General features: G+C 40.4%; 16 protein-coding genes. 14 read left to right on the forward strand and 2 right to left on the reverse strand.

Annotated features, from left to right (window positions below; genetic code table 11):
* Window positions 1-16: 16 nt before the first annotated feature.
* Entirely contained in the window at window positions 17-400 is a 384-nt protein-coding gene (locus ABZP26_RS05135; RefSeq protein ID WP_008114419.1) for a response regulator, read from the forward strand.
* A 67-nt stretch (window positions 401-467) separates the two neighbouring features.
* Here ABZP26_RS05135 and rpsT read toward each other — a convergent pair whose 3' ends face one another.
* Entirely contained in the window at window positions 468-728 is a 261-nt protein-coding gene (gene rpsT / locus ABZP26_RS05140) for a 30S ribosomal protein S20 (RefSeq protein ID WP_008114420.1), read from the reverse strand.
* A 253-nt stretch (window positions 729-981) separates the two neighbouring features.
* Here rpsT and murJ point away from each other — a divergent pair, with 253 nt between their 5' ends.
* From murJ to ABZP26_RS05205, 13 genes are all read left to right on the forward strand, one after another.
* A complete protein-coding gene (gene murJ / locus ABZP26_RS05145; RefSeq protein ID WP_255314645.1) occupies window positions 982-2,562 on the forward strand; it encodes a murein biosynthesis integral membrane protein MurJ in 1,581 nt (526 codons plus the stop codon).
* 74 nt (window positions 2,563-2,636) lie between these two features.
* Window positions 2,637-3,563, forward strand: a complete 927-nt coding sequence (gene ribF, locus ABZP26_RS05150; protein WP_010391271.1) for a bifunctional riboflavin kinase/FAD synthetase — start codon at window positions 2,637-2,639, stop codon at window positions 3,561-3,563.
* 29 nt (window positions 3,564-3,592) lie between these two features.
* On the forward strand, window positions 3,593-6,421 hold the full coding sequence (gene ileS / locus ABZP26_RS05155; protein ID WP_013464470.1) for an isoleucine--tRNA ligase: 2,829 nt from the start codon (window positions 3,593-3,595) through the stop codon (window positions 6,419-6,421).
* A 12-nt stretch (window positions 6,422-6,433) separates the two neighbouring features.
* Window positions 6,434-6,934 (forward strand): signal peptidase II, encoded by a 501-nt coding sequence (gene lspA, locus ABZP26_RS05160; RefSeq protein WP_013464471.1) that lies wholly within the window; start codon window positions 6,434-6,436, stop codon window positions 6,932-6,934.
* Window positions 6,931-7,371: an FKBP-type peptidyl-prolyl cis-trans isomerase gene (fkpB, locus tag ABZP26_RS05165; protein ID WP_013464472.1), complete on the forward strand. Its 441-nt coding sequence runs from the start codon at window positions 6,931-6,933 to the stop codon at window positions 7,369-7,371. The genes lspA and fkpB overlap by 4 nt, the downstream gene beginning before the upstream one ends.
* A complete protein-coding gene (ispH, locus tag ABZP26_RS05170) occupies window positions 7,371-8,300 on the forward strand; it encodes a 4-hydroxy-3-methylbut-2-enyl diphosphate reductase (RefSeq protein ID WP_013464473.1) in 930 nt (309 codons plus the stop codon). Before fkpB ends, ispH begins: the two co-directional genes overlap by 1 nt.
* Before the next feature lie 30 nt (window positions 8,301-8,330).
* Window positions 8,331-9,365, forward strand: coding sequence for a sensor histidine kinase (locus ABZP26_RS05175; protein ID WP_013464474.1), 1,035 nt, complete (start codon window positions 8,331-8,333; stop codon window positions 9,363-9,365).
* Window positions 9,362-10,063, forward strand: a complete 702-nt coding sequence (locus tag ABZP26_RS05180; protein ID WP_058154363.1) for a LytTR family DNA-binding domain-containing protein — start codon at window positions 9,362-9,364, stop codon at window positions 10,061-10,063. The genes ABZP26_RS05175 and ABZP26_RS05180 overlap by 4 nt, the downstream gene beginning before the upstream one ends.
* A gap of 114 nt (window positions 10,064-10,177) precedes the next feature.
* Window positions 10,178-10,738 (forward strand): type IV pilus modification protein PilV, encoded by a 561-nt coding sequence (gene pilV / locus ABZP26_RS05185; RefSeq protein ID WP_024602830.1) that lies wholly within the window; start codon window positions 10,178-10,180, stop codon window positions 10,736-10,738.
* Window position 10,739: 1 nt separating this feature from the next.
* The gene (locus ABZP26_RS05190; protein ID WP_013464477.1) at window positions 10,740-11,738 is read left to right on the forward strand and encodes a PilW family protein; all 999 of its coding nucleotides are present in this window, start codon (window positions 10,740-10,742) and stop codon (window positions 11,736-11,738) included.
* Entirely contained in the window at window positions 11,726-12,229 is a 504-nt protein-coding gene (locus ABZP26_RS05195; protein WP_016899436.1) for a hypothetical protein, read from the forward strand. The genes ABZP26_RS05190 and ABZP26_RS05195 overlap by 13 nt, the downstream gene beginning before the upstream one ends.
* 1 nt (window position 12,230) lies before the next feature.
* Window positions 12,231-15,404 (forward strand): pilus assembly protein, encoded by a 3,174-nt coding sequence (locus tag ABZP26_RS05200; RefSeq protein ID WP_368485432.1) that lies wholly within the window; start codon window positions 12,231-12,233, stop codon window positions 15,402-15,404.
* A 9-nt stretch (window positions 15,405-15,413) separates the two neighbouring features.
* Window positions 15,414-15,833 carry a type IV pilin protein gene (locus tag ABZP26_RS05205; protein WP_013464480.1) on the forward strand — a complete coding sequence of 140 codons (420 nt, stop codon included), beginning with the start codon at window positions 15,414-15,416 and terminating at the stop codon, window positions 15,831-15,833.
* A gap of 6 nt (window positions 15,834-15,839) precedes the next feature.
* On the opposite strand, the gene ABZP26_RS05210 is transcribed toward ABZP26_RS05205, so the two are convergent.
* Complete coding sequence (locus ABZP26_RS05210; RefSeq protein ID WP_024602828.1) at window positions 15,840-16,373, reverse strand: GspH/FimT family pseudopilin; 534 nt, start codon at window positions 16,371-16,373, stop codon at window positions 15,840-15,842.
* Window positions 16,374-16,448: the final 75 nt, after the last annotated feature.

A 16,448-nucleotide genomic window follows, 5' to 3' on the forward strand; every position in this document is an offset into this window, starting at 1 on the left:
CCTATAAGGATTATATATGAATACGCAGCTATCTATTTTAATAGTTGATGATGTTAGCACGGTGCGTAGCTTTCTAAGTCAAACATTGATGCATTTAGGGATAGAGAATGTAAAAGAAGCGTCTACGGCCGCGCAGTGCATAAGTGAATGCCGTGCAGCAAACTTTAACATTATATTTTTAGATATAGAGCTACCTGACGGCGATGGTAAAGAGCTTATTGCGCAGATAAATGAGTTATCACCAGAGACAAACGTGGTGATGGTGTCGGCGCATTCAGGCGTTGAAAATGTGAAGGATGCAATAGATAGAGGGGCAAAAGGATTTGTGGTTAAGCCTTTTTCTCCGAAGAAAATTGCGGCGATGCTGAAAAAGTTTTATCCAGAGCTCGATAACGTTTAAAAAGCGTATTTATTTTGGGCAAAAAAAAACCGGCAAAAGCCGGTTTTTTTAATCTTGCAAAAACAAATTATAGCGCTTTAATTTTAGCAGCTAAACGGCTCTTATGACGAGCAGCTTTGTTTTTGTGGATTAGACCCTTAGTTGCGTAACGGTCTAGGATAGGTGTAGCAACAGAAAAAGCTTGCTGTGCAGCTTCTTTATCGCCAGCTTCAATAGCTACGATTACTTTTTTGAAGTAAGTACGCATCATTGAACGACGGCTTGCGTTGTGCTGACGGTTTTTTTCGCTTGTGATAGCGCGTTTTTTTGCAGACTTGATGTTAGCCAAGGTTTGCTCCTAACAATCTTAAATAAAGCTTAAATTAAAGGCCGTGGAATATGCCTGTTTTTATCATGAATGTCAATTTAATTTTAACAATCCAAGAAAAACTGCTCCTTATAACGAACATCAATTTGCCGCTTTAGCAGTTAATGCCGCTATTGTAACAAAGCAAGGGGTTCGAGCCTAGTGCTTTAAAGCGATTTATAAAAAAGACTATGGCATAATTAACTTAATTGCTGATTTTTAATATGGATTTATAGTGTCAAAAGGTTTGTTTCGTTCCGGGATGATTGTAAGTGCAATGACAATGATCTCGCGTATTTTAGGGCTAGTACGAGATGCCGTCGTAGCTAACTTGTTGGGGGCAGGGGCTGCTGCCGATGTGTTTTTATTTGCAAACCGTATTCCTAATTTTTTACGCCGTTTATTTGCTGAAGGGGCTTTTGCACAGGCGTTTGTACCGGTATTAAGTGAAATTAAACAGCAGCAAGGCGATGAGAAGGTCAGAATATTTGTTGCCCAAGCCGCCGGCACGTTAGGCACTATTTTACTGATAGTGACGCTCTTTGGTGTGATAGCGTCACCTGTTATTGCTGCTTTATTCGGCACTGGTTGGTTTATTGATTGGTGGCAAGGTGGCCCTGACGCAGAAAAGTTTGAGCTTGCCAGTTCACTATTAAAGCTGACCTTTCCTTATTTATTTTTTGTAAGCTTAGTGGCGCTTAGTGGCGCAGTAATGAATGTGTACAACCGTTTTGCAGTTGCCGCATTTACTCCTGTATTACTTAATGTTTCTATTATTGGTTGTGCCATTTTATTGCATGACCAATTTTCTGTTGGTGCATATGCATTAGCAATAGGCGTATTTTTAGGGGGCGTGGTACAGCTATTATTTCAACTGCCGTTTTTATATAAAGCAAAAATGTTGGCCCGCCCGCGATGGGGTTGGCAAGACGAAAATGTTAAAAAAGTACGTAAATTAATGCTCCCAGCGTTATTTGGTGTATCAATTAGTCAAATTAACTTATTACTCGATACGGTAATAGCTTCATTATTGATGACAGGCTCTATCGCTTGGCTGTATTACTCAGATAGACTGATTGAATTCCCACTTGGTTTATTTGGTATTGGTATTGCGACGGTTATTTTACCTGCGCTATCAAAATTACACAGCAGTAAAAAAAGTAGCGACTTTCAACATACCCTAGATTGGGGAGTGCGATTTGTTATTTTTTTAGGGCTCCCGGCCATGATAGGGTTGATGATTATTAGCCCGTTGATTATTACCGTGCTGTTTGATCACGGTGCGTTTAAAGAGGCTGGCATTGATCACGTTAAGGCAGTGAGCTTAGGGGTGGTTGCCTACTCGGTGGGATTAGTCAGTTTTATGTTAATTAAAGTGTTGGCGCCTGGGTTTTATTCTCGCCAAGATACGAAAACACCGGTGCGCATTGGTATTGTCACTTTGGTGCTTAACATGGTGTTTAATATTATGCTGGCGCCCTTTATTGGCTATTTAGGCTTAGCCCTGGCAACCTCTATGTCGGCTAGTTGTAATGCCTACTTACTGTACCGACAGCTTAAAAAAGAGAATGTTTATCAGTTTTCCAGCATGAGTGGCTACTTCACTTTGAAGTGTTTGTTGGCAAGTATAACAATGGGCGCATTGGTTTGGTTTACTAGTAGGCAATATGACTGGGTTAGTTGGCACTTTAGCGAACAAGTTATGTTATTGGTTGTGTTATTAATTATTGCGATTGTTAGTTACTTTTTTATGTTGTTTTTGATGGGTGTTAGACTAAATACGATAAAAAGTGTAGCAATTACTGAATCAAATTAAAAAAAAGATTATAATCGGACACTCTGCGGCCCGAGGTCGCATTTTATCGCTCGCTGAAAAAGGCATTAGGTGGCATGGAGTTAATTAGAGGTATACACAATATACGCCCACAACACTTTGGTTGTGTGCTGACCATTGGTAATTTTGATGGTGTTCATTTGGGTCATGCTGCCGTATTAAAAGGGCTTTTAGCTGATGCAAAAGAAAATAATTTACCCAGCACCGTAATGTTATTTGAGCCTCAGCCACAAGAGTTTTTTGCAAAAAATAACGCTCCGGCTAGGCTGACTCGACTGCGTGATAAACTACGCCTATTGAGTAACTTAGGAATTGAACGCGTTATTTGTATTAGCTTTAATCAGGCTTTTGCAAACATGCATGCTGAGCAGTTTGTTAGCGATATTTTAATTAAAAAGCTGGGCGTTAAAGCATTAACGGTTGGTGATGATTTTAGGTTTGGTAAACAGCGCCAAGGTAACTTTAGTCTATTGGCAACTATGGGCACCCAAGCGGGAATGAGTGTTAAAAGCACTGCCAGCTTTAGGCAATTAAATGCTAGAGTAAGCAGCACCTTGATACGAGAGGCGCTTGCAGAAGGTGACCTAGTTAGTGCAAAAGTTATGCTTGGGCATAATTATGCGATATCTGGGCGAGTTATTCACGGCTGGAAAAAAGGCCGAGAACTAGGTTTTAGAACGGCAAATATTGCTCTAAAGCGTCAAGTTTGTCCGGTCAATGGTGTATTTGCGGTTCAAGTGATGATCGCAGGAAAGCAAGTTTTTGGGGTGGCTAACATTGGAAACAAACCCACGTTTAATGGAACTCGTGCCTTATTAGAAGTTCATCTTTTTGATTTTGCACAAGATATTTATGGACAATTTATGCATGTGGAGTTGATTGAAAAACTCCGCAACGAGAAAAAATTCGAGACATTAACACAACTGACGGCACAAATAGCAACCGATGTTGCCGCCGCTAAGCAGTGTTTTGGTTTAAATTAGGTAGCCGATAGAGACGGAAAGTAGGATTAATGAGCGACTACAAACATACTTTGAATTTACCGGAAACAATGTTTCCAATGCGTGGCAATTTGGCACAACGTGAACCAAAAATGCTTAAAGCATGGTATGAAGACGACCTGTATGGTCAAATTCGCAGCGCAAAGAAAGGTAAAAAAACTTTCATTTTGCATGACGGCCCTCCGTATGCAAACGGCGATATCCATTTAGGCCATTCAGTAAATAAAATATTAAAAGATATTATTGTTAAGTCTAAAACCTTATCAGACTTCGATGCGCCATACGTACCGGGTTGGGACTGTCATGGTTTACCAATCGAGTTAATGGTTGAGAAAAAAGTCGGTAAACCCGGTGTTAAGGTAACTGCTGCAGAATTTCGCGAAAAATGTCGTGCCTATGCTAAAAAGCAAGTGGAAGGTCAAAAAGTAGACTTTAAACGTTTAGGCGTTTTTGGTGATTGGGATAAGCCTTACCTAACCATGAACTTTGACTTTGAAGCCAATGCAATTCGTGTACTAGGTCGCATTATAAAAAATGGCCATCTACATAAAGGCGCAAAACCTGTGCATTGGTGTACAGATTGTGGCTCTGCATTAGCAGAAGCAGAAGTTGAATACCAAGATAAACAATCGCCAGCTATCGATGTACGTTTTACTTTTGCTGATCAAGACGCAGTAGTAAATGCGTTTAACTTAGCTGATGGTCATCAAGGCACTGGCAGTGTAGGGACTGTTATTTGGACTACGACACCGTGGACTTTGCCAGCTAACCGTGCGGTTGCTGTGCATGCTGATTTAGAATACGCGCTAGTACAAGTAGACGATGAAGGTGCTCAGCAGCGTCTGATTTTAGGTTCTGAGCTTGTTAAAGATGCGATGGATCGTTTTGGCTTTAACCACTTCCATATCCTTGGCTATGTTAAAGGTGCAGCACTTGAAAACTTAAACGTTGCACACCCATTTTATGACTTTAACGTACCGGTTATTGTAGCTGAACACGTAACCACAGATTCTGGTACGGGTGTTGTACATACTGCACCTGGTCATGGTCAAGAAGATTTCGTGGCAGGCCTTGAGTATAATCTTGAAGTAGCTAACCCAGTTGGCGCAAACGGAGTGTACTTACCTGACACTGAATTATTTGCCGGTCAACATGTGTTTAAAGCCAATGCGAGTGTAATTGAGGTATTAAAAGAAAATAATGCCTTAATGCATCATCATGCATTAACTCATAGCTACCCACATTGTTGGCGCCATAAAACGCCTATTATCTTCCGTGCCACACCACAATGGTTTGTTAGCATGGATCAGGCTAACTTACGCAAAGATTCACTGGCTGAAATTAAAAATACTCAATGGTTACCTGAATGGGGCGAAAGCCGTATTGCCAACATGGTTGAAGGCCGCCCTGATTGGTGTATTTCGCGTCAACGTACGTGGGGTGTACCTATTGCATTGTTTGTTGATAAAGACACGGGTGCATTACACCCAAATACTCAAGAGCTGATTGAACAAGCTGCAGTACTTGTCGAAAAATCAGGTATTCAAGCATGGTATGACCTAGAGCCTGCTACTTTGCTAGGTGAAGAAGACGCTAAACAGTACATGAAAGTACAAGACACGCTAGATGTGTGGTTTGACTCAGGTGTGACTCATGCCTGTGTTGTTGATGCGCGTGAAGATTTAGTTGGTCCTGCAGATTTATACCTTGAAGGTTCTGATCAACACCGTGGTTGGTTTATGTCATCAATGATGACTTCAGTGGCAATTAATGGTCATGCACCATACAAGCAAGTGCTTACGCATGGCTTTACGGTTGATGAAAACGGCCGCAAAATGTCTAAGTCATTAGGCAATGTTATTTCGCCACAAAATGTGATGAATAAACTGGGCGCTGATATTTTACGTTTATGGGTAGCATCAACTGATTACACAGCAGAAATGACCGTATCCGATGAAATATTCAAACGTTCGGCAGATCGTTACCGTCGTATTCGTAACACCAGCCGTTACTTACTTGCTAACCTAAGTGGTTTTGATCCAAAAACGGATCAAGTTGCTGTTGATGATATGGTTGAGCTTGATAAGTGGATTGTAGGGCGCGCAGCACAGTTACAAGATGATATTTTAGCGGCTTACGATAGCTACCAAATGCTATTAGTAACGCAAAAGCTAATGAACTTCTGTACCGGTGAGCTTGGTTCGTTCTACTTAGACGTTATAAAAGACCGTCAGTACACGGCAAAAAGCGACAGCCATGCACGTCGTTCTTGTCAAACAGCGCTTTATCATATTGCTGAAGCTATGACTCGCTGGATGGCGCCAATCATGAGCTTTACAGCGCAAGAAATTTGGGAAGCACTTCCAGGTGAGCGCAGTGACTATGTATTTACTTCAACATGGTATGAGGGATTACAAGCACCAACAACGACCAAGTTTAGTAATGAAGACTGGCAAGCTATTTTAAATGTGCGTGACGAAGTGAACCGTCTGTTAGAAGCTGCACGTAAAGAAGATGTGATTGGCGCAACATTACAAGCAACCGTAAACCTGTTTGCCAGCAAAGAGCTTGCAGCAAAACTTGCGGCGTTAGGCGATGAGCTACGTTTTGTGTTGTTAACCTCTGCGGTTAACGTTACCGAGGTAGACAGTCAACCTGCAGATTCACAAACTACTGAAATTGATGGCTTATACATTAGCGTATCAGCAACAGATGCTAAAAAGTGTGAACGTTGTTGGCATTACAGTGAAGATGTAGGTGTTGAGCCTGCTCATCCCGAAATTTGTGGTCGTTGTGTAAGTAACGTTGACGGTGAAGGTGAAAAGCGTCAATTCGCTTAGGAGTTGTTTTTAGTGAGCAAACTAACCCAAAAAAGTGGTTTAGTGTGGCTTTGGTTGAGTCTATTACTGCTTGTAATAGACTTTGCCAGTAAAACACTGGTTGTAAACACCATGGCTTATGGTGAGTCAATTAATTTACTGCCTGTTTTTAGCATCACTTATGTACATAACTACGGTGCAGCCTATAGCTTTTTAAGCGAAGCGGGTGGCTGGCAGCGTTGGTTTTTAAGTGCAATAGCAATCGCGATTAGTTGTTTGTTGGTGTGGTGGTTAAAACGTCTTCCAGCGTCTAATAAAGTATTATGTGGTGCTTACTCGTTAGTTTTAGCCGGTGCTATTGGTAACTTGTACGACCGCATTGCTTATGGTTACGTTATTGATTTTTTACATGTGTTTTACGAAGACTCACATTTTCCCGTATTTAATATTGCAGACTGCGCTATTTGTATTGGTGCTGCATTATTACTATTTGACGCCTTTACCGGCGAAAATCCAAAGGAGCATAAAGCATGAGCCAAGCTGTAATTGGTGAAAACTCAGACGTTATTTTTCATTTTTCTATTAAACTAGAAGATGGCTCTGCCGCTGACTCAACGAAAGTGCATAACAAGCCGGCTAAGCTCACTATGGGTGATGGCAGCTTAACCGCTAATTTTGAAAAATGTTTACTTGGCCTAACGGCCGGTGAGAGCAAAACATTTGAGCTTGAGCCGGAAGATGCCTTTGGTCAACCAAACCCAGATAATATTTATTATGTAGATCGTAGTAAGTTTGGTGTAGAAACGCCGGCTAAAGTAGGTGCTATTATTGCGTTTACTCAACCTGATGGCACCGAGCTTCCGGGTTTGGTGCGTGAAGTGCAAGGCGAGTCAGTTACTATCGATTTTAATCACCCATTAGCGGGCCAGCGCTTAACGTTTGAAGTTGATATTATTGAGGTGCAAGGTTAATGGAAATATTATTAGCTAATCCACGAGGCTTTTGCGCCGGTGTTGACCGCGCAATTAGCATTGTTGAGCGCGCTTTAGATATTTTTGAAAAACCAATCTATGTGCGCCATGAAGTGGTACACAATCGTTATGTGGTTGATGGCTTAAAAAATCGCGGCGCTGTGTTTGTTGAAGAGCTTGATCAGGTACCGGATGACAGTATTGTTATATTTAGTGCTCATGGTGTATCACAGGCTGTACGCAGTGAAGCAAAACGCCGTGAGCTTAAAGTATTTGATGCAACCTGCCCGTTAGTGACTAAAGTGCATATGGAAGTTACCCGTGCCAGCAGAAAAGGCATTGAATGCATTTTAATTGGTCACCATGGACACCCCGAGGTTGAGGGCACTATGGGTCAATACGACAATCAACAAGGTGGCATTTACCTAGTTGAAACCGTTGATGACGTGTTAAAGCTTGATGTTAAGAATGCAGATAACCTTTTTTATTGCAGCCAAACAACCTTGTCGGTAGATGATACTGCGGATGTGATTGATGCTTTACGCAGCAAGTTTCCTGCTATTGATGGTCCGCGTAAAGATGATATTTGTTATGCAACTCAAAACCGTCAAGATGCAGTACGTGACTTAGCAGACAAAGTCGATGTGCTATTGGTTGTAGGCGCTAAAAATAGCTCTAACTCCAATCGTTTACGAGAACTAGCTGATAAAATGGGTACGCGTGCGTACTTAATTGACGATGCCAGCAATGTTGAAGCGTCATGGTTTGATGGTATCAATAGTGTGGGGGTTACCGCAGGCGCCTCAGCACCTGAAGTGCTAGTGCAGCAAGTGATTACCCGCTTAAAAGAGCTCGGTGGTAACCAAGTAACAGAAAATCCTGGTGAAGAAGAAAACATTGTTTTTGCTGTACCAGTAGAGCTGCGTTAATTTAGAGATAAATCATAAAAGGAGGGTCGAATGGGTAAGCAACTGTCACCAGATGCGTTACTTTTTTCGGCCCTTTTTAATGAGCGTGGTGTGCTTGCATCCCTCGTAGTAACACAGGTTGTGGCTATTATATTAGCTTTTGCTCCTAATGCTGGCGATGACATATGGCTGCATTTGGGGGCGATCAGTTTGTTTCTCCATGTAACTGTGCTGGTCAGTACCTCTTTTTTATATCTTTGTCGTCGATTACTCGCAAAACAGACTCAGTTTATTCAGATCAGTTTTTTTATTGCTTCATATAGTCTCAGTACTGCTGTATTTAGTCTGGTGTTTTCTCATATTGCTTTTGATATTGAAAACGAAAAACAACTGACGTTTTTTGTGCTGCGTAATTGCATTATTGTATTTTTGCTTACCTTACTGTTTGTACAATTTTTGCTTATTCATTTTGAAAAAGAGCAGCAAACCAAAGCACTTTCTCGTGCAGAACTTGATGCTTTGCAGGCACGGATCCGACCCCACTTTTTATATAATAGCTTGAATACGGCGGCAGAATTAACGCATCATGACGTTGAGGCTGCAGAGCATGCAATTTTAGCACTAGCAGCGCTGTCTCAAGCTGCAATGCGTTCAGGTCAAAGTGTATTACTCAGTGATGAAATAACATTAACTAAACAGTATATTGCGCTTGAATCATGGCGCTTTGCAGAGCGCTTAAAGGTTGAGTGGTTATTACCAGAACATCTCCCTGCGCTCTATATTCCATATCTAACATTACAACCTTTGGTAGAGAACGCAGTATGTCATGGCATTGAGCCAAGCCAAAGTGGTGCTACTATAAGTATTGAACTGCATGTGACAACACATTATTTAACCTTAATTGTAACTAATCCTGTACCTACTGAAACTGAAAATACTAGAGAGCATAACGGTATGGCTCTTGATAATATTCGTTCTCGTTTAAGTATTTATTATAAAGGTCGGGCGCAACTGACAATAACCAACAAAGATAATCAATTTAGAGTCAAAGTAGTCATCCCAAAACAAGCAGAGAATACGTTATGAATGTATTGATTGTAGATGATGAACCCTTAGCAAGGGCACGATTGAAGCGTTTACTCGCTGAGAACCATACATCCATTCATGTGCAAGGAGAGGCTAGTAATGGCAACGACGCTTTAACACAAATGAAAAAGCAGCAGCCTGATTTAGTGTTTTTAGATATTGATATGCCAGGCTTAAATGGCATCGAAGTGGCCAATCAACTCAATGATCTAGCGGTACCTCCGGCTATTATTTTTATAACCGCTCATCCTGAGCATGCACTTGATGCGATGCAGTTAAATGCAGCCGGATATTTGGTAAAACCTATATCAGAAAAAAGTTTGCAACATGCATTACAACAGCTAGGACGTTTAAACAGAGTACACCTGCAACAACAAACAGAAAAAATAACCTATCAATTAGCAGGCACCGTAAGAAGTATAAAAATAGAAAATGTTTTTTATTTTTATGCACAGGAAAAGTATACCAAAGTTGTGTTCGATGGTGGGGAGGCTCTAATTGAAGACAGTTTAAAGCAACTTGAAATGCAATATCCTCGTCACTTATTGCGAATTCATCGAAATACCTTAGTGAATAAAAATAAAATTTTGGCACTCCATACACTTAAAAACCATCAACATGTTATTGAACTCAAAGGGTGTTCACCTTTTTTAGCTGTTAGTCGTCGAGCGCTCAAAAGCGTAAAAAGCGTACTTTAGCACACCGACCTATTAACCGCTTATCAACATAATTAACCGTTGGTCGTGGTCCTAGTTGAATCTATTTTTTTATTGCATACACTTAGTATCAGATAATTATTATTTGGTTTTACTATGTCTTTGAGCACGTTTAAATTGCAAAAAGGTTTTACCCTTATTGAGGTCCTGATTGCGTTTATTATTCTTAGCTTTGGTTTATTGGGGGCTGTAGCCCTGCAAGCAAAAGCAAAACAAGCAAGCTTTGATTCAATGCAACGTGCTGCTGCTGTTGCGCTTGGTAATGATATTATCCAACGTATTCGGGCTAACGATACATCGCAACTAGCTACATTATACGACCTTGAGTTTACCAGCGAGACAAGTATTAATTCCTCTACAACCTGTTTTACAAGTTCATGCAGTAATGCACAAATTGCGAGTTTAGATATAGAGCAGTGGAAGCGTGCTATTCGTGCCCGCGAAAATACGGGATCACTTGATGGTGCCACCGTATGTATTAATCCAGAGTCGGTAGCAGGCTCTGGCGGTAAGGCGTTTAATATTGAGGTCATTGTTTCTTGGCAGGGTCGTCAAGAATTTAAGGCGAGTGAGGCAACAGGCAAAATTAGCTGTGGTGTAGCAGATAAAAGGCGCCGTTTAGTTGTACTTACTAGCTATATTTACGTTAGGAGCTAAGATGAAGCAAGCCGGTTTTACACTCATTGAAATGATGATCTCTTTATTTATAGGGGGATTAATTTTGGGTGGCGTAATGTTTACCTATATTGGTATGAAAGTGACGACCCGCGATACGATGACAATAGGTGAGCTGCAAGAGTCCGGTCGATTAGCCATTAATATCATGCAACGCGATATAGAACAAGTAGGCTTTTGGGGAACATTTTATGATGATTCGTTTACTGCAATAAATACATCATCATTAACAAATCCTACGGGTGATTGCTTTGAAGGTCTCAACAATGGCAGCTTTCCTGATTTAACCAGCAGCAGTAATTTTAAAACCCTTTATGCAAAAACAGCGGCAAGTTCAAGTGAACTTAATTGTGTTAATAACCCTTTAGCGGGTACTGATATTTTACAGGTTAAGTTTTTACAAGGTCACCAACTAGAAGTTGATGCCGCAGGTGTTAATGAAACGCAAAGTGATGAGAATTACTTTATTGCTGAGCAAGAAAATGCACGCTTTGTTCGAGGTGTTATCGACCCTGATAGTTTAAATGTTAATGCCAGTGTTTGGCCTTACAGCCATCATAGTTATTATATTGCTGAGCAAACTTATACAGTCAATAATAAAAGTATTACTGTACCCGCACTCATGCGAAAACGTTTAGTAGCTGGTTCTATGAATACAGAAACTATAATGGAAGGCGTGGAGAATATGCGTTTTGTGTTTGGTTTAGATACCACCACCGACAGTCGCGTGGATACCTATAAAAGCATTAATAACATGACAGCCACAGACTGGGAAAACCGCAAAGGTATTTTAACGGTACAAGTTTTTTTATTGATTAGAGCACTGCAACCGGACCCAGGTATTACACTCAAAAACCAAACCTATGTATTAGGGGAAGATGCTAATAAACGCACCCTTACTTTTTCAGATAACTTTAGACGTACTGTATTCACAACAACTATCCGTTTAAATAACGTGGGAGCAAATTTATGGCGTATTTAATCCCGATGAAAAATAAACAGCAAGGTGTGGTGCTTATCACTGCACTAATAATGGTCATAGCCGTTACAGGTATTGCAGTGACCTTAATGAGTAGCAGTAGTATAGATATTAAAATTACTAATTCAGCACAAGAGCGAGAAGTTGCCGAAAATGAACTTATCGGCGAAGTGCAGCGCATGATTGCCGATGAAGCGAGCAATGGTGCAACAAATCAATTTTTCTTAACGCCAGAGGAAGTAACTACCATGGCGTCTGGCAATGAAAAAGGCATGGTTATAGCCGAACATAATGATATGCAAAGTAGAATGATTAACTTAAATAAAGGCGTGCTTGATTTAGAATGTCCTCGTCGTTTTAGTTTTACAGCTGGGATCTCATGCAACATGGTACAAGTTTCAACAACTATTGAGTATGGCTCTAAAAGTAAGCACCAACTAACAATTGTGACAGGCGTAGCCCAAGAGATGGCTAGCCTAAGCAAGGGGATTTAAAATGAAACTGATACTAAATAAAGCACTCATTTCTTTAATAGGAATAATGCTTAGCATGTCAGCAGGCGCTGAAGATATAGAGCTGTATGTTAATCATAATGTACAAACCAATGAAAAGCCTCGCGTAATCATGATTTTTGATACATCGGGAAGTATGGCATGGGATGTAAATGATGGTGATGCCTGTTATAAAAGAAGCGGTAATAGTTATTACGAGGTTGATTGCTTTGAAAGTAAAGACAGTTATAAACGAAATGAGCAATGTTATAAAAGAACTAGTTACTACAATTATGAACCCACATGTAGTGATAGCCGCTTAAGAGTTGCGCAAAATGCTATCACCCAATTAGTGAACGATAACGATGATATTGAATTTGGTTTAATGCGCTTTAATGGTAGTAATGGTGGGTATGTTTTAGCCAGAGTAGGGGCTGAAAAGTCATTTTTACTAAATAAAGTAGAAGAGTTACCTGCAAGTGGTTCAACTCCATTAACAGAAACACTCTGGGAAGCCTACCTGTATATCACGGGACAAAACGTATATTACGGTGGAAATACTAATGAACGAGATTTTACAGCAGAGTCATCAGGGATATATAAATCACCCTTTGCGCCTGTTACTGGCGAGCCACTTAGGTGTGATAACAGTATTAATATTATTTTAATGACAGACGGCGATCCAACCAACGATTCAAATAGAAATAATGATATATACAACCTTCATAATAGTTATTTCTCTGGTAATCCGCCTGCTGTTAGTAACAGCTATTTGGCGGCGCTAGCAAAAATTATTCACGGTACAGATGATGTAAAAGTTGACTTGTATAGCAAAACTAAGAACGTACTTGATATAGGACGTGTATTTCCTATCGGTTTTGGTACGGGTATGAGTGACTCAGGTAAAAACTTACTTACTGAGACTGCAGATTACGGTGGTGGGCAATACTTACATGCGAATACAGCTGCGCAACTATCTGATGCACTTAAAAATACGATTTCTCGTATTCGTGAAGTAAATGACAGTTTTTCATCGCCGTCAGTGGCGAGTAACAATGTAGATCAAACTCGAAGTCGTGATGCTATTTATTTTGCTATGTTTTATCCAGAAACCGGGGCGCGCTGGCGTGGTAACCTGAAAAAGTTAAAGGTATCGGGCAGCCAAATAGTCGATGCAACCAACAAACAAGCCCTTAATAGTGACGGTTTAATTTCAAAAGAGGCAAAAACATTTTGGTTACCTGCGGGCCAACCCGCTGATGGTAACGCGGTTGCGCAGGGGGGGGTAAACCATTATTTAAGCACCATAGATCCACTTGCTCGTAATTTATTTACGGAGAATCAAGGCTCGATTGTTAGTTTTGATACTTCGGCTGTTAGTGACATTCTCAGTGGCATTGTTAATAACCCGCTGACCTTATCCACTCAAGATGTTAATTGGGCAAGAGGAGTAGATGTTGATGATGAGGACAAAGATGGCTCATCACAAGACCAACGCGCTGATATATTTGGTGATCCGTTGCATTCAAAACCAATTGCAATTGATTATGGTAATGATGATATTCGCATCCTCATAGGGACAAATGCTGGCTTCTTACATATGTTTAAAGATGCCGGTGAGACTGTAAGTGAAAGTTGGGCATTTATACCTTCAGCACTGTTTGAAATTATTAAACCACTTAGAAATAAACAAGCAGATAGTAAAGTATATGGTATGGATGGCCCTATCAGTGTCTACTTTAGTAATAAAAGCTTAAATAGTGAAGGTTTGAATGACGGTATTATAGATGCTAGCAAAGGAGACGAGGTATGGGCTTTTGCAGGAATGCGCCGTGGTGGTAAAAACTACTATGGTTTAGATATTACAAATCCTAATCAGCCAAAACGTCTTTGGAGCAAACCCATTGAAGGGGGTAAAGGCGACTTTACTGAATTGGCACAAACGTGGTCAAAGCCACAAATAGCTTATATTAAAGCTTTTGGTAATAAGCCTTTGCTTGTGTTTGGCGCGGGTTACGATACAAATAAAGATGCGGCAATAAGAGCAGAGGACTCAAAAGGGCGTGGTATTTATATTGTTGAGGCAAAAACAGGCAGCTTAGTTTGGGCGTTAACCCCAGACAGTAATGGCTTTAAAGGTAAACACAGTATTGCTGCTGATTTAACTACGCTTGATTCAGATTATGATGGCTACATTGATAGAATTTATGCCTCAGATACCGGTGGTAATATTTGGCGAATTGATATGCCTGGAGAAGATAGCAGTGAGTTTAGCCATTTCAAACTTGCAGAGCTAGGTAGTAATCAAGATACTCAAGATAGACGATTCTTTTATAAACCATTGGTTGCGCGTACTTTGTTTAGTAAAGTAACAGAGACCACGGTTAATGGTAATAAAGTCATTACTCGTTTAGATACTCCTTATGATGCAGTTGTTATTGGCAGCGGTAACCGTTCAAAACCAACGAATACAAACGAGCAAGATCAATTGTTTATGATCCGTGATGAGAATACTCTGACGCGTTCATTTAAAACTAATGCTCCTGCGCCAATTGTGCCTGCAGATTTAATGGTGATGAATAGTGACCCCTTTGGTAATACTTTAGATGACTTAGATGGTTTCACCCTTGTTGAAGCTGAACTGGCGAAAAAGAAAGGGTGGCGTTATGAGCTAGCGAAAGGTGAAAAGTCATTAGCTGCAGCTACCGTTGTTGGTGGGGTTGCTTATTTTACCTCTTTCACGCCAGCATCTGATGAAGTTGTAGAGAATCAATGTTCTTTAAGCGGCGGTGGCGGCGCACTTTATGCTTTTCATTTGCATTACGGTACTAAAGTGTATGAACAACTAAAATTTGCAACCAGTTATGATGTGCCAGATACACCACAGCTTTATTTTGGTGCGACTAATTCCTGTGCTGATTCTAACAATGATGGAAAATGTGATGATAATCCAGAGGAAGATGTTATCGAAGAGAGCCAGTTTTTTCTAATTGGCCCAGGGATCAAAGGGGAACAAGCTGAAAATCCACTTAAGCCAATAGAAATTACAGGACCTGGCTTAAAAGTGGTAGATGGTAAAATTAAGCTAGTGAATGATAAACAACCCATTGGCTTTGGTTTTAAAACGCAGCAAACATATATTTATAAGCGTGAAGAAAACGATGAGATCAACAATTAAGGGCTGTATATGAATAAGACACAACAAGGATTTACATTAATTGAGTTAATGATCACCGTTGCGATTGTTGGCATCATTGCCGCCATTGCAGTGCCTAATTACAGTGAATATATAAAAAGGGCATCACGCGCAGAAGCCGCTTCTGCACTTTTAGATGCCGCAAACAAGCAAGAGCAATACTTTGTGGATAACCGAGCATATTCAACTTCGTTTAGCGACTTAGGTATTCAAAGTAAAACTGAAAACGGTCATTTTGAGCTAACAATTAATGTGGTTAATAGCAATGAGTTTACAATCACTGCGAAACCCATTGCTGGTGCTGTGAAAGGGGATGCTGATTGCACGTCATTAACCATTAATGACGTTGGCTTAAAAGGAGCAACGGGTAGTAAAGGCAATACCGACATCAACTATTGCTGGGGTAGATAACATTAGTTATTTTTGGCATTTGTTAGTAGATTTTATTCGTATTCGCCCAGTTTGACTTATTGACAGAGCAAGCCCCTCAAGGCTTGCTTTTTCGTTATTTGGGCAATAGATAAAAGTACCGTTTTGAAAGCCGTTTAAAGAGCCGTCGGGTCTAAAAGTGATGGCATCCCGAGGATACTCTAAGCTATCAGAGGGATGGGTATGTTCAAAGGTACTAATAAGGCGCTCGTCATCATCCAAAGAGGTTGACTTGTCGTTATCAATAAAAAGTGACACCTGATTGTCCCAATCATCTTCTAAACACTCATTATTTTTCAAGGCACATAGAGTGACGTAGCTATTATTTTCTATTGCATAAAGACGTGCATAATTAATGTTTCTGTGTAATAGATTAATCTGGTTATCTGCGCGATTGAGCGCCAAGAAATCAGGAAAAAACCATAAAGAGAATTGGCTTAGTATCGCTATAACTGAAATGGTTACTAGTAATTCTAATAATGTAACGCCACCATTTTTGTGAACACTTATAATTAACTTCATCCCTGAAGCCTTTCATTGAACAGTCCATTATATTAGTTTAGTAAACAATCAAAAAAACGGCAAAGTAAGAAATGG

The sequence above is a fragment of the Pseudoalteromonas sp. SD03 genome, assembly GCF_040937955.1.
Taxonomy (GTDB): Bacteria; Pseudomonadota; Gammaproteobacteria; order Enterobacterales; family Alteromonadaceae; genus Pseudoalteromonas; species Pseudoalteromonas tetraodonis.

Bases quoted from the DNA above. Each gene is read 5' to 3' on its own strand.
- ABZP26_RS05195 (WP_016899436.1), top strand. From the start codon at position 11,726: ATGGCGTATTTAATCCCGATGAAAAATAAACAGCAAGGTGTGGTGCTT.
- ABZP26_RS05205 (WP_013464480.1), top strand. From the start codon at position 15,414: ATGAATAAGACACAACAAGGATTTACATTAATTGAGTTAATGATCACC.
- ABZP26_RS05190 (WP_013464477.1), top strand. From the start codon at position 10,740: ATGAAGCAAGCCGGTTTTACACTCATTGAAATGATGATCTCTTTATTT.
- ABZP26_RS05200 (WP_368485432.1), top strand. From the start codon at position 12,231: ATGAAACTGATACTAAATAAAGCACTCATTTCTTTAATAGGAATAATG.
- pilV (WP_024602830.1), top strand. From the start codon at position 10,178: ATGTCTTTGAGCACGTTTAAATTGCAAAAAGGTTTTACCCTTATTGAG.
- ABZP26_RS05210 (WP_024602828.1), bottom strand. From the start codon at position 16,373: ATGAAGTTAATTATAAGTGTTCACAAAAATGGTGGCGTTACATTATTA.
- ileS (WP_013464470.1), top strand. From the start codon at position 3,593: ATGAGCGACTACAAACATACTTTGAATTTACCGGAAACAATGTTTCCA.
- ribF (WP_010391271.1), top strand. From the start codon at position 2,637: ATGGAGTTAATTAGAGGTATACACAATATACGCCCACAACACTTTGGT.
- ABZP26_RS05175 (WP_013464474.1), top strand. From the start codon at position 8,331: ATGGGTAAGCAACTGTCACCAGATGCGTTACTTTTTTCGGCCCTTTTT.
- ABZP26_RS05135 (WP_008114419.1), top strand. From the start codon at position 17: ATGAATACGCAGCTATCTATTTTAATAGTTGATGATGTTAGCACGGTG.
- ABZP26_RS05180 (WP_058154363.1), top strand. From the start codon at position 9,362: ATGAATGTATTGATTGTAGATGATGAACCCTTAGCAAGGGCACGATTG.
- ispH (WP_013464473.1), top strand. From the start codon at position 7,371: ATGGAAATATTATTAGCTAATCCACGAGGCTTTTGCGCCGGTGTTGAC.
- fkpB (WP_013464472.1), top strand. From the start codon at position 6,931: ATGAGCCAAGCTGTAATTGGTGAAAACTCAGACGTTATTTTTCATTTT.